The organism is Lutimaribacter saemankumensis (genome assembly GCF_900100005.1).
GTDB lineage: Bacteria > Pseudomonadota > Alphaproteobacteria > Rhodobacterales > Rhodobacteraceae > Lutimaribacter > Lutimaribacter saemankumensis.
Window position 1 is genome coordinate 931,243 of sequence record NZ_FNEB01000001.1, and the last position, 17,164, is coordinate 948,406.

Annotated in this window: 20 protein-coding genes and 1 tRNA gene; 10 read left to right on the forward strand and 11 right to left on the reverse strand. The window is 62.1% G+C overall.

The features are described 5' to 3' along the window. Window positions 1-2: 2 nt before the first annotated feature. The gene (locus BLT50_RS04620; RefSeq protein WP_090026865.1) at window positions 3-788 is read right to left on the reverse strand and encodes a crotonase/enoyl-CoA hydratase family protein; all 786 of its coding nucleotides are present in this window, start codon (window positions 786-788) and stop codon (window positions 3-5) included. 116 nt (window positions 789-904) lie between these two features. On the opposite strand from BLT50_RS04620, the gene BLT50_RS04625 reads away from it, so the two are divergent. From BLT50_RS04625 to BLT50_RS04635, 3 genes are all read left to right on the forward strand, one after another. Continuing rightward, window positions 905-2,017, forward strand: coding sequence for a pyridoxal phosphate-dependent aminotransferase (locus BLT50_RS04625; protein ID WP_090026868.1), 1,113 nt, complete (start codon window positions 905-907; stop codon window positions 2,015-2,017). A 72-nt stretch (window positions 2,018-2,089) separates the two neighbouring features. Then, complete coding sequence (locus BLT50_RS04630; protein WP_090026870.1) at window positions 2,090-2,272, forward strand: hypothetical protein; 183 nt, start codon at window positions 2,090-2,092, stop codon at window positions 2,270-2,272. A gap of 87 nt (window positions 2,273-2,359) precedes the next feature. Next, a complete protein-coding gene (locus BLT50_RS04635; RefSeq protein ID WP_090026877.1) occupies window positions 2,360-3,022 on the forward strand; it encodes a DUF6629 family protein in 663 nt (220 codons plus the stop codon). Here the strand turns inward: BLT50_RS04635 and BLT50_RS04640 are convergent. Then, a complete protein-coding gene (locus tag BLT50_RS04640; protein ID WP_090026879.1) occupies window positions 3,019-4,221 on the reverse strand; it encodes a pyridoxal-phosphate-dependent aminotransferase family protein in 1,203 nt (400 codons plus the stop codon). The genes BLT50_RS04635 and BLT50_RS04640 overlap by 4 nt on opposite strands. A 141-nt stretch (window positions 4,222-4,362) precedes the next feature. On the opposite strand from BLT50_RS04640, the gene ygfZ reads away from it, so the two are divergent. Beyond that, window positions 4,363-5,091, forward strand: a complete 729-nt coding sequence (ygfZ, locus tag BLT50_RS04645) for a CAF17-like 4Fe-4S cluster assembly/insertion protein YgfZ (protein ID WP_090026882.1) — start codon at window positions 4,363-4,365, stop codon at window positions 5,089-5,091. Continuing rightward, complete coding sequence (locus BLT50_RS04650; protein ID WP_245723275.1) at window positions 5,088-5,888, forward strand: fructosamine kinase family protein; 801 nt, start codon at window positions 5,088-5,090, stop codon at window positions 5,886-5,888. Before ygfZ ends, BLT50_RS04650 begins: the two co-directional genes overlap by 4 nt. Here the strand turns inward: BLT50_RS04650 and BLT50_RS04655 are convergent. Continuing rightward, a complete protein-coding gene (locus BLT50_RS04655; protein ID WP_090026885.1) occupies window positions 5,843-6,256 on the reverse strand; it encodes a GNAT family N-acetyltransferase in 414 nt (137 codons plus the stop codon). The genes BLT50_RS04650 and BLT50_RS04655 overlap by 46 nt on opposite strands. A gap of 93 nt (window positions 6,257-6,349) precedes the next feature. Beyond that, complete coding sequence (gene efp, locus BLT50_RS04660) at window positions 6,350-6,913, reverse strand: elongation factor P (protein WP_090026887.1); 564 nt, start codon at window positions 6,911-6,913, stop codon at window positions 6,350-6,352. 215 nt (window positions 6,914-7,128) lie between these two features. Here efp and BLT50_RS04665 point away from each other — a divergent pair, with 215 nt between their 5' ends. Then, window positions 7,129-7,449 carry a DUF6280 family protein gene (locus BLT50_RS04665; RefSeq protein ID WP_090026889.1) on the forward strand — a complete coding sequence of 107 codons (321 nt, stop codon included), beginning with the start codon at window positions 7,129-7,131 and terminating at the stop codon, window positions 7,447-7,449. 82 nt (window positions 7,450-7,531) lie between these two features. Next, window positions 7,532-8,980, forward strand: a complete 1,449-nt coding sequence (locus BLT50_RS04670) for a cobyric acid synthase (RefSeq protein ID WP_090026892.1) — start codon at window positions 7,532-7,534, stop codon at window positions 8,978-8,980. A 3-nt stretch (window positions 8,981-8,983) separates the two neighbouring features. Here the strand turns inward: BLT50_RS04670 and BLT50_RS04675 are convergent, their stop codons facing one another. The 3 genes from BLT50_RS04675 to BLT50_RS04685 form a co-directional block, all read right to left on the reverse strand. After that, window positions 8,984-10,009, reverse strand: a complete 1,026-nt coding sequence (locus tag BLT50_RS04675; RefSeq protein ID WP_090026894.1) for a hypothetical protein — start codon at window positions 10,007-10,009, stop codon at window positions 8,984-8,986. A 74-nt stretch (window positions 10,010-10,083) separates the two neighbouring features. Further along, a complete protein-coding gene (locus BLT50_RS04680; RefSeq protein WP_090026896.1) occupies window positions 10,084-11,502 on the reverse strand; it encodes a TolC family outer membrane protein in 1,419 nt (472 codons plus the stop codon). Between the two features lie 32 nt (window positions 11,503-11,534). Then, the gene (locus tag BLT50_RS04685) at window positions 11,535-12,188 is read right to left on the reverse strand and encodes a protein-L-isoaspartate O-methyltransferase family protein (protein WP_090026898.1); all 654 of its coding nucleotides are present in this window, start codon (window positions 12,186-12,188) and stop codon (window positions 11,535-11,537) included. A 156-nt stretch (window positions 12,189-12,344) separates the two neighbouring features. Here BLT50_RS04685 and BLT50_RS04690 point away from each other — a divergent pair. Next, window positions 12,345-12,418, forward strand: a tRNA-Cys gene (locus BLT50_RS04690). Window positions 12,419-12,492: 74 nt separating this feature from the next. Here BLT50_RS04690 and BLT50_RS04695 read toward each other — a convergent pair. Continuing rightward, complete coding sequence (locus tag BLT50_RS04695; RefSeq protein ID WP_090026900.1) at window positions 12,493-13,380, reverse strand: tyrosine-type recombinase/integrase; 888 nt, start codon at window positions 13,378-13,380, stop codon at window positions 12,493-12,495. A gap of 333 nt (window positions 13,381-13,713) precedes the next feature. Then, entirely contained in the window at window positions 13,714-14,313 is a 600-nt protein-coding gene (locus tag BLT50_RS04700) for a hypothetical protein (RefSeq protein WP_090026903.1), read from the reverse strand. Window positions 14,314-14,748: 435 nt separating this feature from the next. On the opposite strand from BLT50_RS04700, the gene BLT50_RS04705 reads away from it, so the two are divergent. Together BLT50_RS04705 and BLT50_RS04710 are read left to right on the forward strand one after the other, a co-directional pair. Continuing rightward, window positions 14,749-15,324: a VPLPA-CTERM sorting domain-containing protein gene (locus tag BLT50_RS04705; RefSeq protein WP_139170470.1), complete on the forward strand. Its 576-nt coding sequence runs from the start codon at window positions 14,749-14,751 to the stop codon at window positions 15,322-15,324. Between the two features lie 140 nt (window positions 15,325-15,464). Further along, window positions 15,465-15,752, forward strand: a complete 288-nt coding sequence (locus BLT50_RS04710) for a hypothetical protein (RefSeq protein WP_090026909.1) — start codon at window positions 15,465-15,467, stop codon at window positions 15,750-15,752. A gap of 177 nt (window positions 15,753-15,929) precedes the next feature. On the opposite strand, the gene BLT50_RS04715 is transcribed toward BLT50_RS04710, so the two are convergent. Further along, window positions 15,930-16,430 (reverse strand): fasciclin domain-containing protein, encoded by a 501-nt coding sequence (locus BLT50_RS04715; RefSeq protein WP_090026911.1) that lies wholly within the window; start codon window positions 16,428-16,430, stop codon window positions 15,930-15,932. A 365-nt stretch (window positions 16,431-16,795) separates the two neighbouring features. Then, window positions 16,796-16,984, reverse strand: a complete 189-nt coding sequence (locus BLT50_RS18965) for a hypothetical protein (RefSeq protein WP_139170471.1) — start codon at window positions 16,982-16,984, stop codon at window positions 16,796-16,798. Between the last annotated feature and the right edge of the window lie 180 nt (window positions 16,985-17,164).

Here is a 17,164-nt window from a genome sequence, read left to right on the forward strand (position 1 = left end):
GTTCAGAATTTCGGGGGGCGCCCTGCCATGTTGGCGGCGATGATTTCCAACTGGTGCGGTTTGCCGATCAGCCCGACCTGTTCGCGGCTTTCCTCGTAAAGCACGGTCTTTTCATCCGCGCCGCTTTCGGCCACGGCAATCAGGCGCTTGGCCGCGCGCGTCCCCGAGGGCGACTTGCCCGCGATGACCTGCGCCAGTGCCTGCGCGGCGGCCAGCGGATCATCGGACAGTTCGGTCACCAACCCCCATTCGACGCCCTTGCGCGCCAGCACCGGTTCGGCCGTATAGGTCATGCGGCGCAGCACGTCCGAGCGCACGAGCTTGGGCAGGATGACCATGCCGCCCATATCCGGCACGAGGCCCCATTTCGCCTCCATGATCGCCAGCTTCGTGTCGGGATGCGCGATGCGGATATCGGCCCCGAGCGCCAGCTGGAACCCGGCGCCGAAGGCCACGCCGTGCAGCGCCGCGACGACCGGAACCGGCACCTTGCGCCAGACCATCGCCACCTCCTGCATGAGGTTGCTGTCGCCATGCGTGCGCGGCATGATCCGGTCATGCGGATCCTGGGCGGCGAATTTCGCAAAGCTTGCCACGTCCAGCCCGGCGCAAAACCCCTTTCCCTCGCCCGACAGGACGACGGCGCGGATATCCTCGTTCCCGATCAGCGCGGTGCCCGCTTCGACGATGGCCTCGGCCATGTCGGGATCGACGGCGTTCATCTTGTCGCCGCGTGTCAGGGTGACATGGGCGATATGGTCCTTGATTTCGGTGGTGACGCGGGGCATCGGCTTCTCCCTTCATTCGTTGGAGAGAGTTCACCCGATCGTGCGGCGCGGGACAAGCCTGCCCTTGCGTCGCAATCCCGCTTGCCCCGCCCGCGCGGCTTGCGTTATCTGCGCGCATGACCGGATTCAGACTGACACCGCTGGCAGAGAGCCTGCCCTCGACCGTGCCCTTCGTGGGCCCCGAAACGCAAGAACGCGACAACGGCCGCCCGTTCCGCGCGCGCCTTGGCGCCAACGAAAGCGTGTTCGGCCCCTCGCCCAAGGCCATCGAGGCGATGGAGCGCGAGGCACGCGAGATCTGGAAATACGGCGATTCCACCAGCTACGACCTGCGCCATGCCCTGGCCGAGGAAAACGGCGTGCGCCCCGAGAACGTGATCGTCGGCGAAGGGATCGACGGGCTTTTGGGATACCTTGTGCGGCTGACCGTGACCACGGGCGATCATGTGGTCACCTCGGACGGGGCCTATCCGACCTTCAACTACCATGTCGCGGGGTTTGGCGGGACGTTGCACAAGGTGCCCTATGTGAACGATCACGAAGACCCGGTTTCGCTTTTCCACAAGGCGGCAGAGGTCGGGGCCAAGCTGGCCTATCTTGCCAATCCCGACAATCCGATGGGAACATGGCACGATGGCGAAACCCTGATGCGGGCGGTGGAGGCGCACCTTCCCGACGGCACGCTGTTCGTGCTGGATGAGGCTTATATCGAATTCGCCCCCGAAGGCACCGCGCCGCAGATCGACCCGGACGACCCGCGCGTGATCCGCACCCGCACCTTTTCCAAGATTCACGGCATGGCGGGGGCGCGCGTGGGCTATGCCATCGGTGCGCCCGAGCTGATCCAGGCCTTCGACAAGATCCGCAACCATTTCGGCATGAACCGCGCGGCGCAGGCCGGCGCGCTGGCGGCCCTGCGCGACCGGGCCTACGTCACGCAGGTGCGCGAGGACGTGGCCCATGCCCGCAACCGCATCGCGGCGATCGCGCAGGCGCACGGGCTGTCCTGCCTGCCCTCGGCCACCAATTTCGTGGCCGTCGACATGGGCGGCGACGGGGCGCTGGCGCAGCGGTTCCTTCAGGAACTGGGCGCACGCGGGGTGTTCATACGGATGCCGGGGGTCGCGCCGCTGAACCGCTGTGTGCGCATCAGTTGCGGACGCGACGCCGACCTGGATATCCTCGACGCCGAATTCGGCCCCGCGCTGGACGCCGCCCGGCAGGGTTAAGCCTATCGCGACAAAGTTAACTCGCTTTTCGAAAAAGCCGGATTACTCTTTGCGGGCAAGGAGTGTTCGGTCATGCGCGATCATCGGTTGGACAAGGCCCCGGATTTCACCAACGCGGCCCTCGTCATGGGGGCGGTGAACCTGACCTGGATGTTCGCTGTGGTCTGGGCCGTGTTCGGCTTTGCCATCGTGGCGCTTCTGGCGCTTGGGCTGAATGCCGCGATCACGCGGCTGAAAAGCGCCCGGCGCGATTGACGGTCTCCATTTGACATGACGCAAAGCGCAGGCGCGCGCCCCGCCCGATGATGCCCGTAACCATCACCGCGACGGGAGGACCGCGAGATGTGTTTTTCGGCAGGTGCAAGTTTCGTTCTGGCTGCGGCATTGGTGCCGGCCGGCATCGCGACGCTGGCGAAGGCGCGGCGCAGCGCGCCGGGGCTGCTACCCTTTGCGGTCTATCCGCTGGCCTTCGGCGTTCAACAGGCGTTCGAAGGCGTCGTCTGGCTGGGGCACACGGGGGGTGACGCGACACTGACGGCAATAGCCGCACGCGGATTCCTGTTCTTTTCGCATTTCTTCTGGCTGGCCTGGGTGCCGTTTTCCGTCTGGTTGACGGAACCGCAGCCAGCGCGCCGGCGCATCGCGGGCTATATCAGCGTGGTCGGTCTTCTTTACGGGCTGTCGATCTTTCTGCCATCGTTCCTGCTGGCCGACTGGCTACGGGTCGAGGTGGTCGAACGCTCGCTCGATTACAAGACGACCCTGATCTACCAGGACGTGATCAGCCGCACCGCGCTCAAGCTGTTTTACGCCGCGCTGGTCGTGGGCGCGCTGGTGCTGAGTTCGGACCGCAGGATACAGCTTTTCGGCGGACTTGTGGCGGTGTCGCTGGCCCTGACATACGCGTTCTTCGCCTATGCCTTTATCTCGGTCTGGTGCTTTTTCGCGGCGATCCTGTCGCTTTACCTGTCGGTGATCGTCTGGCGCGACGCTCGGCGGGTCTAGCCCGCCGCCTGCGCCAGGACCGTGCTTGCCGCTTCCAGGGCACCGGGGCCATGCGGAACCTCAAGCGCCTTGAGCCCCGCATCAATGGCCCCGAGCGCGCCCATCACCATATGCGCGTTCACATGGCCCATATGCCCGATACGGAAGAACCCGTGCCAGGCCGGATCGCCCGGTTCGGCCATGCCCAGCCCGATACCCAGCGTGACGCCCGCCTTGTCCTGCACCCAGCGGCGCAGCTCAGAGCCGTAGGGCGCGCCGATACGCAGCGCCGTCACCGCGTGCGAGCGATGCGCAGGCGCAGCCACGTTCAGCGCCAGCGGCCCGCCCTGCCCCCATGCCTCGCAAGCGGCCCAGATCGCGCGGGCCAAAGCGGCATGACGGGCCCAGACGGCCTCCATCCCCTCGTCATGGATCATGTCCAGCGCTTCGCGCAGGCCGAACAGGTGATGGGTGGGCGCGGTGCCGCCCCAATACTGGTAGAACTGTTCGGGATTGGCCCGTGGCGTCCAGTCCCAGTAACGGCTGACACGGTCCATCTGCGCGCGGCGCGTCGCCGCCTTGGGGCTGAAGAACACGAAACCCAATCCCGGCGGGACCATCAGCCCCTTCTGGCTGCCCGCGACCATCACGTCGACGCCCCATTCGTCCATCTCGAACCGGTCGCAGGCCAGCGATGCGATGCAATCTGCCATCAACAGCGCGGGATGCCCCGCCGCGTTGATGGCCGCCCGAACGCCCGCCACATCGTTGCGGATCGAACTTGACGTATCCACATGCGTGACCAGCACCGCCTTGATCCGGCCCGCGGTGTCGGCGCGCAGCGCCTCTTCGACGCGCGCGGGATCGAGCGGCGTGGACTTGCCGAAATCGATGATGTCGGTCTCGACCCCAAGGCCCTGCGCCATGTCGGCCCAACCATGGCCGAACCGCCCGGTCGCAGGGACCAGCACTGCGTCACCGGGGCCCGCGACATTGGCCAGCGCGGCCTCCCACGCGGCATGGCCGTTGCCGATATAGATCGCGACGTGATGATCTGTGCGCGCCACGCGGCGCAGATCGGGAATCATGCCGGCGACCATGTCGATGAGATCGCCCTCGTAAATGTTCGGCGCAGCCCGGTTCATCGCGCGCAAAACGCGGTCGGGCATCACCGAAGGCCCTGGAATGGCAAGATATTCACGTCCGTGGGAAAGCGTCATGTCAGCGCCCTGTCTGGTTCAACCAGACGAACCTACCGCCGGCGCGGCTGGCGTCAAGCGGCGCCGAACGCCGCACCTGCCCCACCTGTTGCAAGCACGGACAATCGGTATATCTGGAGGAGAGACAGAAAGGAGCCCGCCATGGAGCGCAAGATTTTCAGGATCACCGGCACGGATGCCCGCGAATTTCTGCAAGGCCTTGTGACGAACGACGTCGAGCGGCTGGATCAGGGGCTGGTCTATGCAGCGATGCTGACACCGCAAGGCAAGTACCTGGCCGACTTCTTTCTCGTCCCGGACAATGACGGCATCCTGCTGGATGTCGAGGCGGGGCTTGCCGCCGGGCTGATCCCCCGCCTGTCCATGTACAAGCTGCGCGCCGATGTTTCGATCGATGAAACCGATCTGAAGGTCAGGCGCGGCACCGGCACGGCCCCGCAGAATGCCTGGCCCGACCCGCGCCATCCCGACCTTGGCTGGCGGCTTTACGGGTCAGAGGGTGGCGACGACGGCAGCGATTTCGACGCGATCCGCGTGGCACATTGCATCCCCGAGTCGGGCATCGAACTGACCCCCGACAGCTATGTCCTGGAATCGGGGTTCGAGCGGCTTCACGGCGTCGATTTCCGCAAGGGCTGTTATGTCGGGCAAGAAGTCACCGCCCGCATGAAGCACAAGACCGAACTGAAAAAGGGTTTGATCACCGTCGCAATCGATGGCGGCACCCCCGTGGGCACCGAAATCACCGTCGATGGAAAGCCGGCGGGCACAGTTTACACCCAGTCGGGTGGCCGCGCGATCGCGTATTTGCGGTTCGACCGGATGCGCGACGGCATGCAGGCGGGCGAGGCCAAGATTTCACCGGTTTGACGGATCTCGAAGGGCATATCGCCACCCTGATGGGCCAACGCGTGCGGGGTTTGCATGCGCTGCACGGTGGTGACCTGTCCGATGTCTTTGCCGTCACGCTGGAAGATGGCCACCACCTTGCCGCCAAAACTGGACCGCTGGTCGAACAAGAGGCCACGATGCTGCGCGCGATGGCGGATGCGGGCGCGCAAGCGCCCGGCGTACTGGCGGTGGACTGCAATCTGATGGCGCTTGAATGGCTGGACGAAACCGCAGCCAGCGCCGCGGGCTGGGCCGATCTGGGCCACGTTCTGCGCGCGCTGCACGATACGACCGGTGCGCACTATGGTTGGAGCGCGGATTACGCCTTTGGCCCCGCAACCATCCGCAACACGCCGGATGACGACTGGCCCGCCTTCTGGGCGCAGAACCGATTGCTGGCCCTGCTGCCGCGCGACGCCGGGTTGGCGCGGCGGCTCGAAACGCTGGCCGCGCACCTGCCCGACCGTTTGCCACACAGACCGGCCCCGGTCCTGTTGCACGGCGATCTCTGGGCGGGCAATGTCCTGTTTTCCGGGCCGAAAGCATGGCTGATCGACCCGGCCTGCTACTACGGCGATCCCGAGGTCGACCTGGCGATGCTCAACCTGTTCGGCCGGCCAGACGATGCGTTCGACGCGGCCTATGGCCCCTTGCCGGCCGGGTGGCGGGACAGGCGGCCGATCTACATGCTATGGCCTGCACTGGTGCATTTGCGGCTGTTCGGCACGGGCTATCGCGGAATGGTGGCGCGGCTGCTGGACGAGTGCGGAGTCTGAAGCCGCTTTTCGAACACACCGTCAGCGCCATCCGCACCAATCCGACGCATCAGCGCCCTGGCCGAGGGGCCGGCGTCCCTGGTCCTGGCAAACCAGCCCGTCGCGCCCGACCGCGCGATTTCCGCCTCGAACCGCGCGATCATGCGGCGCGCCATGCCGTGGCGGCGGAAATTCGGCTCGACGAAAACATGCACCAGCCGGACCCTGCCCCGCGTGTCATCCGACCGCCACGCGAGATAGCCGCGCGGCACAGCTTGCAACCGATAGACCAGCACACAACCGTCGTGCCGGTCGAACAGCGGCACCGTCACTTCGCCCAGCATGTCCGAAATTGCGTCGATATCGGCGGGGGTGGCATGATCGATCATGAAAAAGGCCTCCTGGCTTGCGCCGGAGGCCTTGTTTCCTGTGATATCCCACCCCCGGCTGGTTACGGGGGTATATGCGCGCGGGCCCCGAGGTCAGGCGCGCTCGGAATACTCCATGGTTTCGGTGTTCACGACGATCCGTTCGCCAGGCCCGACGAAGGGCGGCACCGACACGCGCACGCCATTGTCCAGCAGCGCGGGTTTGAAACTGTTTGCCGCGGTCTGGCCTTTGACGACCGGTTCGGTCTCTTCGATGGTGCAGGTCACCTTTTGCGGCAGAGTGGCGTTCAACGCCTCGGATTCGTAGAATTCCACAAGGATCGTCATGCCGTCCTGCAAAAACGGGCGACGTTCCCCCAGGATTTCCGCATCCAGTTGCACCTGGTCGTATGTTTCCGTGTCCATGAACACGAGCTGACCCGCATCCTCGTAGAGGAACTGCATGTCCTTTTGTTCCAGACGCACGCGCTCGACCTTGTCGGCGCTGCGGAAGCGTTCGTTCAGCTTCGATCCGTTGCGCAGGTTGCGCATCTCGACCTGCGCGAAAGCGCCGCCTTTTCCGGGCTTTACGTGGTCGACCTTAACAGCGGCCCAGAGCCCGCCATTATGCTCCAGCACGTTGCCGGGGCGTATCTCGTTTCCGTTGATCTTGGGCATATGGCAAAACCTTGACGAAAGGTTGAATGAGTTTCGGCAGCACCTATATCTGGGGCTGCGCCGGCTGGCAAGACAACGAAATATCGTGCTGCCGGCGTAAAGGTATGCGCCAAGTGCATGACAGCCATGCATGAATGCCCTATCCGAATCGCGTGCGATCTGCCACAAGGGACGCCACGCCAGAAATGCAAGAGCTATAAAAACAAGGACGAAACATGAAAGATTTCGTTGACGGTACGGCTTTCAACAATGAACAGGGAAACCGTGCACGCAAACTGTTTGCAGCCGTTGTGTTGGCTGCGCTCGACGATGCCATCGCCGATGACAAGAAATATGGCAATGGCCCCGAGCAAATCGCCCGCTGGGCGCGCTCGCGCGATGGACGCGAAGTGCTGTCCTGTGCCGGGATCGACCCCAATGAGCGGGTCGTGAAGGGGCTGATGGAATTCGTTTCCCGTGGTGTGCGCACCTCGGTCGCGCTGTCGCGCGAAGAAAGCGAACGCCGCAACGCTGCCCAGCAGGCCGAAGCCGCCTGATCCGGGCCGCAAAGACTGCCAGGAACAAAGCGCGCCGACACGGCGCGCTTTTTCTTTTCCACGGTCGGGGGTAAGCCAAGCCATGGCACGCGCGATCATGATTCAGGGCACCGGCTCGAACGTCGGAAAGTCGATGCTGGTGGCAGGGCTGGCCCGCGCGCTTGTGCGGCGCGGCATGTCGCCCCTGCCCTTCAAACCGCAGAACATGTCGAATAACGCGGCCGTCACCGAAGACGGCGGGGAAATCGGCCGCGCACAAGCTTTGCAGGCGCGCGCCGCGGGCGTCGCGCCGCATACCGACATGAACCCCGTGCTGCTGAAACCCGAAAGCGAAACCGGCGCGCAGGTGATCGTGCAGGGCCAGCGCCTTGCCCCGGTCGAGGCGCGCGATTACGGCGGTATGCGCGACCGGCTGATGCCCCGCGTTCTGGAAAGCTTTCACCGGTTGGCGGACCGTGCCGACATCGTGCTGGTCGAAGGCGCCGGAAGCCCGGCCGAGGTGAACCTGCGCGCCCGCGATATCGCCAACATGGGCTTTGCCCGCGCCGCCGGCGTGCCGGTGGTGCTGGTGGGCGATATCGACCGCGGCGGCGTGATCGCGCAGATCGTGGGCACCCATGCGGTTCTGGACACCGGCGACCGCGCGATGATCCGCGGCTTTGCGATCAACCGCTTTCGCGGCGATGTGCGGCTGTTCGACGATGGGCTGCCGGTGATCGAAACCGCGACCGGATGGCCCTCGATCGGGGTGGTGCCGTGGTTTTCCGATGCCTGGCGCCTGCCCGCCGAGGACGTTCTGGATATAGCCTCGCGTCCCGGCGACGGCATTCGGGTCGCCGTGCCCCGCCTGCCCCGCATCGCCAATTTCGACGACCTCGATCCGCTGGCCGCCGAACCGGGCGTTCAGATCGACATCATCGAGCCTGGCCGCGCGTTGCCGGGTGACGCGGCGCTTGTGCTGTTGCCGGGATCGAAGGCGACCATCGGCGATCTGGCCGCCTTTCGCGAAGCCGGATGGGACGTGGACCTTGCCGCCCATATCCGGCGCGGCGGGCATGTGCTGGGCTTGTGCGGCGGCTACCAGATGCTGGGCACGGAAATCGCCGATCCTGCCGGGATCGAGGGCCCGGCCGGCCGTGTCGCGGGCCTTGGCCACTTGGATGTGCGCACCGTGCTGCGCCCGGAAAAGCGTCTGTCGCTGACACGGGCCACCTATCGCCCCACCGGTGACCGGGTGACGGGCTATGAAATCCACCTTGGCCAGACCGAAGGGGCCGACCGGGCGCGCGGATGGCTGGATATCGACGGCCGGACCGAAGGCGCCGCCAGCCCCAGCGGCCGGGTGATGGGCAGCTACCTGCATGGCTTGTTCAGCGATGACGGGTTTCGCGCCGCGTTCCTTGCACGACTGGGGGTCACGTCGTCCCTGGCCTACGAAGACGGGGTCGAAGATACGCTGGATGCTCTGGCTGCACATCTTGAAACGCATCTGGACATAGATGCTTTGCTCGCGATGGCTGCCGAGATCTGAAGGTTAGTCGAATTCCTGCGCCGAGAGCGCGCGATGGATTTCACGGCGCACCAGCTTGCGCACATTGCGCGTGATCCGTTCGCCAAGGGCGCCCTGCAATTCCTGACGGACGATATCGGCCACCAGCTCGCGCAGGGCCTCTTCGTCCAGAACCGGCTCGTCACCACCGAGAAAATCAAAGCTCTCGGCCTGTTCGGGTTCCTTGCGCGGTTCGGCCTTGTGGCCATCTGCGGGGGCGTCGGCCTCCATCCCGGCGCGCGCCGCCGCCTCGTAGAGTGTGCCGCTCCATTCCGGGGCTGCCTCGGCCGTGGTCACGGCTTCGTCGGGATCGGTTTCGCCGGTATCTGCGTCCAGATCGCCACCGGCCAGGTCCGCCGCTGCGTCCTCTGCCGCCTGCGCGGCGTCTTGCACTTCGGCGGCGTCATCCGCCTCTTCGGTCAGCTCGATCGCAGGTTCGGGGGCATCCGGCGTATGGTCTTCCCATTCGAGCGTGTCGTCGTCGCTGTCCTGGGCTACCTCGTCCTCGCCCAGCGCCTCTGATGTGGCATCGCGGACAGCCTGTTCTACGATGGCGTCGATCGCGGCTTGGGCGGCCTGAACGCGGGCCTCGTCGGGCGCCTCGCCCAGTTCTTCGTCTTCGGGCGCGATGACGCCGCATTCGGCCTCATCGGCCTGCGCGTCTTCGTCCGTAGGCGCGTCATCGGTATCGGCCTGCAACGCCGATTCGTCGGTATCCGCCAGATCATCCGTAAGTTGCGGCTCATGCTCGGGGATGTCGTCGTCCCGCGCCGCGGCATCCTGCCCGGCGGCTTCCGCCGCCGCCTGATCTGCGGCGTCGTCGTCAGGCTCGTCTTCGACTTGCGAGATTTCAGGCTGTGAATCAGGCACACGCAACGCAGGCGTCAGCACCAGCCGGTCCGCCTGAGGCCGGCGCGGCGGTTCGGCCTTGAGGCGCGAATCCTCTGACACCAGCCGCCGGATCGAGGACAGAACATCCTCTATATCTGCACTCTTCAAGGGATCGGACATGCCTGCGCCACCATTCCTGATCTGGCCCGGAGTTTACCCGCGGCTCAGCTATCACACAACAGATGCAAAGAAATTTACTGTTTCCCGAGCTTCTGCAACACCCGGTCCAGTTTGCGGCCCTGCTCGCTCACCGCGCTGGGAGCGTCCTTGACCATGTTGTAATAGGCGGTCGGATCGTATTGCGGCACGTTCAGCTTGAGGTTTTCGACCGTCAGCAGCCCCATCGCCGACAACAGGCCGTAATACGCTTTGTACTCGTTCGACGCCGCCGTGATGCGGTTGGCCTGCGCATCGAGCAGTTCCTGCTCGGCGTTCAGAACGTCCAGAGTGGTGCGCGCACCCAGTGCCGCCTCTTCGCGCACGCCACGGAACGCGACACGCGCGGCGCGAATCTGTTCGTCCACCGCCGCCAGGGCCGCCTGCGCCACCTGCACACGCGCAAAGGCGGTGCCGACATTCTGCGCGATGATGCGCTGGTTCGCCAAAAGCTCGGCCCGCTTTGCGTCACGCTGTGCCATCGCCTTGCGCGCCAGCGCCCGGAGCTGCCCGCCCTGATAGATCACGCCACCCGCCTCGATCCCGATCGAGCCGCTTTCGGTGAAATCGGTCGAATCGAAGCTTTCGGTCACGCCGATCTGACCGCGCAACGTCACCTGCGGATTGGTCGCCGCCCGCGCCTTGAGAACACCCAACTCGGTCGCCGACACCTCGAATTGCAGACGGCGCAGGTCTGGGTGGGTCCGTTCGGCCACGGATTTCGCCGCCTCGACGCTGCGCGCGGGCATCTTCATCACCGGAGGCTGGGTCAGGTTGCCCGGCGCGCGCCCGACAGCGGCACGATACGCTTCGATCGCTATGGCAAGGTCGCCCTCGGCCTGCGCAAGGTTACTGCGCGCCTGTGCCAGACGCGCCTGTGCAAGTGCCACGTCGGTGCGCGTGACTTCGCCCACCTCGAACCTGTCGCGCGCGGCACGCAGCTCTTCGGTGATCACCCGGATGTTGTTGCGGCGCAGCGTCACGATCTCGTAGCTGCTGCGCACGTCCATGAATGCCTCGACCGCAGCCAGCAGAACCCGCTGTTCCACACCGATCAGCGCCTGGCGCACGGCCAGGACGCTTTCCTTGGCGATATCGAGATCCATCTTGCTGCGCCCACCGTCCCACAGCAGCAGTTCTGCGCTGAGCGCAAGGCTGGCGCTGCTCTGCTCGATGTTGCGCGCCGGCAAACCGCCGGTCGCGCTGTCGCCGAAACGCCGCGTGACATCACCCAGCCAGCGCACCACAGGGCGAAGGGTCGATACCGCAATCGCCACATCCTCGTCCGCTGCGCGCAGAACCGCGCGGTTCTGTTCCAGAAGTCCGCTGCTGCGATAGGCCTCGGCCATGGCGTCGGCAAGCGACTCGGCCCGCACGGCAAGAGGAGTCGCAACGGCCAGACACAGGCCCGCGATCCCGGCGATCGCCTTTGTTCTGATGCGGCTCGAAACGCTCATGTGCGATGCCCTTTACCGTTGGTGTTACGCGATCACAGCGAAAATGCCGCATGCCGTTCGAAACCCGGCAAAACCGGGGCGCCGGCATTGAAGGCATGACGCCAGGTGACCGCGCCATCGACCTTGTAGCCGATGCGCATCACACCCAGCGCGCCTTCGTCGAACAGGCAGGCGATCCGCCCGCCTTCCTTGAGCTGGTCGGTGATCGCACCGGGCAGGTGCGCCACGGCCCCCTGCAGAACGATCACGTCATAGGGCCCATGCTGCGGCGCGCCCTCGCCAAGCGGGCCCTGGTGCACGATAACGTTGTCGGCTTCGGCCTCGGAAAGCGCGGTCTGGGCTTCGGCGGCCATGGCCTCGTCCTCTTCGACGGCGACGACCGCCTCGGCCAGGCGCGAGATCACCGCCGCGGAATAGCCCAGCCCCACCCCGATATCGAGAACCAGCTCGTCGGGCTGAATATCCAGCATGTCCAGCATCTTGGCCAATGTCCGCGGTTCGAGCACCACGCGCCCGCGCCCCAGATCGATATTTTCACCGACATAGGCGGTCTCGCGCTTTTCGGTCGGCACGAAATCTTCGCGCGGGACGGCCAGCATGGCGTCGATCACGGGAAACTTCGTGACATCGTTGGGGCGAATCTGGGTATCGACCATGATGGTGCGGCGGGTGGCGAAATCGGTCATCTGGCTAAACCTGTCCGTTCAGTTGTCGAATTTCGTTTTGTCACATCCACGCGGTGGCGGCAACGGCATTGCACGAGGCATTTGGCCGCCATGGCGCGGCAAAGGCTCTTGCATGGCCCCGGACAATCCATTACCTCACCGAACACCACACGGAACGGCGAGTTGGCGGAGTGGTGACGCAGCGGATTGCAAATCCGTGTACACCGGTTCGATTCCGGTACTCGCCTCCATATATTTTCAATTACTTAGACAGAACGACTGATTGCGCGTATCGATCCGTTTACAGTGGCGTTTACAGTTTTGTTCACGAAGCACCCCCTTTTGCCTTTGCCAGCTTCTCCAGAACAGCATCGGTTTCATCCGGTGAAACCCGCGCATAATGCTCAATTACATTTGCGGCATGCCTTAGTGACCACCCCATGTGGCTGGCGATCTGCGACAGGCTCAATCCCGCGCTCAAAAGGCGCGTCGCCGCCGTACCTCTGCAATCCTGCAAACGCAAATTTCCACTAAGACCAGCCTTGTCTCTCCACTGCCGCAAGCCCTCGGATGCCCGGTGCTCAGTCAACTGATTCCCACTGGCATTGGTGAGAATGAGCATTTGGCCCCCGGGGGTTGCGTCGATAACCTGAGCCAAGGCAGGTGTGATCGGAATGTGAGCTGTACGGCCACGTTTATTTGTACGCACCCTTAGCCTGCGCCCCCTAGGGGTTTCCTCGACAGAAGCACGCGTGAGCTTGATCAGATCACCAGGTCTCAGGCCAGTTTCACAGGCAACACACAAAAGCCTCTGGACCCATTCTGGGGCAATGGCGTTGACCGCAGCCCTGTCCGCTGCAGTCCAAACGACCTCGGATCGATCCACTTTGTAAAGGCGCGGTAGCTTGTGACAGTGATGCTCTGCCAAATGGCCCTCTTCTACCGCCCAGTTGAGCAGACGAACCGCATGAGTTCCTGCCATGTCATGCTGCTTGGGCGAGTGCTTCCATCGGGCCCGCCACTTGTTCACCTCGCCCCGGGAACCGCGCTCTTCAAAGATTACCGCCGGAGCGTCATGGAAATGCTCCGCAAACCTCAAGAGCCACTTGCGTTGATCGGCAAATGAGCGAGAGGATTTGGCTCGCGCTGCGCTCGACAAGAACCAGTCCACCAACGATGGTGTCAGAACGGATTTTGGCTGCGGTCGTTCCATGGCCTCAGCAAAGGCAACATAGAAGTCTGGGTCTTTGGGTTCCCGAATGTCGTCAACCCAAAAACTCGGTCCTCCGCGCCAAGCATAGAAGTGAAAGCGGCTTCGTCCGTTCGCAAGCCTGCGCCGCACCCTATGAACACCCTTAGGAAGCGCCACGCTGATCTTTCCACTTCTGCAGAGCAGTCACATTTGTCGAACCGTCGGCTTCTCCTGCGCTTATCGATACATGACCATCGGGTGTCGTCTCGATCCTGAAAGAGTAGAATCCCTCGGCTCGCAGCAACTTCGCAATGCCGGCAACTTCTTCCGGTTTAGGCAACGATGGGCGTGGCATCACGAAACCTCCGTGACGTCAAAAATCCACTTCAACACTGGCCCGCGGATGGATGCTTTGATTTCCACGTTCCGCTGTGGCACTGGCTTCATCCGATCGAAGTCCAAAGTTTCGGGAAACTGGAAAAAACTCAGCGTCCTGAACTTGAACCTCCAGCTACCACTCATTTCAGGCTCTCCGCCTTTTGTCACGGAGAGCCAAATCCTATCCGCTGGATACTTTCCCGAGCCAAGCTGTTCCGTCAACCAGCAGGCTGCCTCAACAAAATTCATACCGTAGAGGTCTCTTTCTTCGGCCCCGAAGAGACTGGCGAACGTCTTTGAGTTTTTCGTTATCAGTTCGTACTCGTCATTAGGGATCTGCCGTGGACTAAAGCTCTTGAGGCGCTCCACTTCGGATGCCGCCTCAGTCAACTTGAAAGAACCCGCCCACGCACATACCAGCTGGACCCCTTCTTCGAGCGTGATGTCAGGATGAAAGCGACCTCGGGCAAGCTGTCGAAGCCCCTGCTTTGCCAGCGCCCGATCGACCGTGGCGAGTTCTGTGCTCTCGACCTGCATGACTTCGGCCAGGCCAGCGATGAATTCTTTGAGCTTCATGTGATCCAGTCTCTGTTGCGCCAAATATAAGATAAATAAATTTCATGACAAAGTAAATGGAAAGAATAAAATTTTCCCCAAAATACACGGAGGTGCCAGGTTTCGTGATACTTTTGGGATAACGGGACACCACCGCCCCAACCGTTGCCCCACTCGCCGGCAACCGGCAGCTTTTCGGTACAGCTTCATCGTACGGCTTCGAATCCTACCACCCCAGCCACCTTCCTCCGATACTTGAACCGATGACCCGCGCGGGATGCCGTCCGGGTGAAAGTGCCCCGAGGGGTGCCCCAAGGAGGATTGTCGACGGAACCTCTACAATCGGTAGCAATCCACCTCAATATCGCTCCTTTCGAAGGTCAATCTCCTTCCGGTTTGACTATCGCTGTATCTTCGTCATTTATGATTTAAAGATTGGACATCAGGGATTTAGAGATGCGATTTGCAAAGTTTTTCGCAGCAGCGGCAGCGGCAGCATTCGTTTCAACGGCATCGGCTCAAGCAGCTACTTTTAAGGTAGAGTTTTCCGGCACCAACGGAAGCCAATTTGCGAATGGTCAATGGTTTTGGGACAGCGACGCCGTCGGTGCCTCGTCGGATCAGACCAATGTTACGCTTGCCGATACAGGCATTAGCGGCTTCTCTGCGACAATCGGTTTTGGAACCACTTCCGAGAGCTTCGATACCATATCCTTTGCGTCGGGCTTCTCAGCCGGAAGCTTTGATCTTTCGCTGACCAACGGCACTTCGGACATAGTTAATGCAGGAACATGTCTTCAGGATGCCGGGGGAAATGGTGCTTGCCCCTGGGGAAACCCAAGCGCAATCCTTTTCGTAAATGGAAATGGCAGCATTGGCTTTGTTCTTAACGGTGTCGGGGCAAATGTGCCCGTCTCCTACGAGGTGTCGAAAGTCATCGCCCCCATACCCCTCCCCGCTGGAGCACCGCTGCTCCTGACCGGGATAGCCGGGTTCGCCTGGCTGCGTCGTCGCAAGGCCAAGAAGGCCTGATACGGCTTCACATGTGACTTGGAACGGGCGAGCATCGTGCTCGCCCTTTTCTTTGAGGCTATTCACTACCCGATCTTGGTCTTAGCTTCGCTTGAAGTGCCTAGCACCCAAACTGGTGCATAACGAGACAGATAGACCACATGCTATTCATCTTATTTCTTGTCGGAGTCCTGCTGATAGGCTGGTTTATCCCTCAGGCTATTCTGCGGCGTGCAAACTTCAGGTTCGCGGCGATTTTGGCCGTGGTCTGCGCTCTCGTTTCAGGCGCGCTGTTTATTTGGCTGGGAGCTCAGATCGCGGGGGTGATGGGCATAGGAGACGCCGCGACAGAGTTCGAACGAGGCTTCAACGCCTGGAAGATCATGATCTTCTTGGCTCCCGCATCTGCTATCCAGGCACAAAGCCGAAAGAAAAACAGAGGGGCTTAACTACCGCATAGCAAACATCGAGGCTTTCCAGCACTGTCCGCTCTGGGCTCAGACCCTCAGTTCACTGCGGTTTGATCAAACGTCTGCAAAGTGGGACAACACTGACATTCGTTTCTCAGTCGCTTTAAATAAAAAGGCCGCCCGAAGGCGGCCAAATACTAGTAAATCAATGCGCTGTTACTTCGGCAGGATAACGGCGTCGATCACATGGATAACGCCGTTAGACGCTTCAATGTCTGCCTTGACGACAGATGCACCATCTACCTTCACGCCGCTAAACGCATTGATACCAACAGACTGACCGTTAACGGTTTCCGCAGACAGTTTCTTACCTGAAATATCAGAAGACATCACTTTGCCCGGCACGACGTGATACGTCAGGATGGCAACGAGTTGATCACGATTTTCCGGCTTCAACAGTGTTTCAACAGTACCTTCAGGGAGTGCTGCAAAAGCTTCATCCGTCGGTGCAAAAACCGTGAAGGGGCCTTCTCCCTTCAAGGTTTCGACCAGGCCAGCCGCCTGAACGGCAGCGACCAGCGTGGAAAAGGAACCCGCGCTGACTGCAGTATCCACAATATCCATCTTGCTGCCGTGGCCATCTGCCATTGCAGTGGTGGTGCCAGCCAGAGCAAGAGCAAAGCCCGCTGCCGCGCCAAAGAAAGTCCGTCGTAGCATGTGTCATCCCTCATGTTTGATGTGGGATAAGTACGAGAGCGTGTTCAATGTGGATGTGGCGCGCTGCAGCTGACGCCAGAAACGCATGGCTAATTCATTGATAAACCGAATAAAAACGTTTTCGTCAGATTTGTTTCAGTAGGCTCCTTAAACTACTGCGTGATGCCCCTCCACGATCAAACTTGTCTTTAGCCACCATGGCCTCGGGGTCCGCTTAGGGCTCAGAGCCGACGTGCGCTGCGGTATGTGCCAACGTCTTCTTCACGGACGAAGCAGACATGTGTGTTTTTGGATCCGGGTCGTAGCAGCTCACATCAGGGCTGGCAGGCTCCACCGGGGAACTCGTTTCGCCCGCCAGGCTTTTGTCACTCGTTCGTTGCAAGCACGTCAGCACCTTGTGGGGAGCAATCTTCCAAGAAGGTCCATGCGGGCTTGGCGTTTTCTTCCAGGATCAAGTCGATCACCCGTGCATACCGATCACCATACTGCTGCAGCATCGTCACTTGCGCGGCAGTATCAGCGGGTAGTTCGACCGGCTCTCCTTTCACGGTCACTAATGTGAACTTCAGGCAGTTCTCGGGAGCTGCCTGTAAGGTGCTGTCAGACTAATTCGAACTCGTCTCTGCAAGGACAGCGACGCTGTCCCTTATGCCGCGCAGAGACCACGCCACTCGGTAAGAGCGGCGGCGCGGTTCTGCTTGAAATGATCTCGGCTTGAGAGGCTGCGATCCTGG

Coding starts and splice junctions, on each gene's coding strand:
- BLT50_RS04620 (WP_090026865.1), bottom strand. CDS start 788: ATGCCCCGCGTCACCACCGAAATCAAGGACCATATCGCCCATGTCACC.
- BLT50_RS04625 (WP_090026868.1), top strand. CDS start 905: ATGACCGGATTCAGACTGACACCGCTGGCAGAGAGCCTGCCCTCGACC.
- BLT50_RS04630 (WP_090026870.1), top strand. CDS start 2,090: ATGCGCGATCATCGGTTGGACAAGGCCCCGGATTTCACCAACGCGGCC.
- BLT50_RS04635 (WP_090026877.1), top strand. CDS start 2,360: ATGTGTTTTTCGGCAGGTGCAAGTTTCGTTCTGGCTGCGGCATTGGTG.
- BLT50_RS04640 (WP_090026879.1), bottom strand. CDS start 4,221: ATGACGCTTTCCCACGGACGTGAATATCTTGCCATTCCAGGGCCTTCG.
- ygfZ (WP_090026882.1), top strand. CDS start 4,363: ATGGAGCGCAAGATTTTCAGGATCACCGGCACGGATGCCCGCGAATTT.
- BLT50_RS04655 (WP_090026885.1), bottom strand. CDS start 6,256: ATGATCGATCATGCCACCCCCGCCGATATCGACGCAATTTCGGACATG.
- efp (WP_090026887.1), bottom strand. CDS start 6,913: ATGCCCAAGATCAACGGAAACGAGATACGCCCCGGCAACGTGCTGGAG.
- BLT50_RS04665 (WP_090026889.1), top strand. CDS start 7,129: ATGAAAGATTTCGTTGACGGTACGGCTTTCAACAATGAACAGGGAAAC.
- BLT50_RS04670 (WP_090026892.1), top strand. CDS start 7,532: ATGGCACGCGCGATCATGATTCAGGGCACCGGCTCGAACGTCGGAAAG.
- BLT50_RS04675 (WP_090026894.1), bottom strand. CDS start 10,009: ATGTCCGATCCCTTGAAGAGTGCAGATATAGAGGATGTTCTGTCCTCG.
- BLT50_RS04680 (WP_090026896.1), bottom strand. CDS start 11,502: ATGAGCGTTTCGAGCCGCATCAGAACAAAGGCGATCGCCGGGATCGCG.
- BLT50_RS04685 (WP_090026898.1), bottom strand. CDS start 12,188: ATGACCGATTTCGCCACCCGCCGCACCATCATGGTCGATACCCAGATT.
- BLT50_RS04695 (WP_090026900.1), bottom strand. CDS start 13,380: ATGGAACGACCGCAGCCAAAATCCGTTCTGACACCATCGTTGGTGGAC.
- BLT50_RS04700 (WP_090026903.1), bottom strand. CDS start 14,313: ATGAAGCTCAAAGAATTCATCGCTGGCCTGGCCGAAGTCATGCAGGTC.
- BLT50_RS04705 (WP_139170470.1), top strand. CDS start 14,749: ATGCGATTTGCAAAGTTTTTCGCAGCAGCGGCAGCGGCAGCATTCGTT.
- BLT50_RS04710 (WP_090026909.1), top strand. CDS start 15,465: ATGCTATTCATCTTATTTCTTGTCGGAGTCCTGCTGATAGGCTGGTTT.
- BLT50_RS04715 (WP_090026911.1), bottom strand. CDS start 16,430: ATGCTACGACGGACTTTCTTTGGCGCGGCAGCGGGCTTTGCTCTTGCT.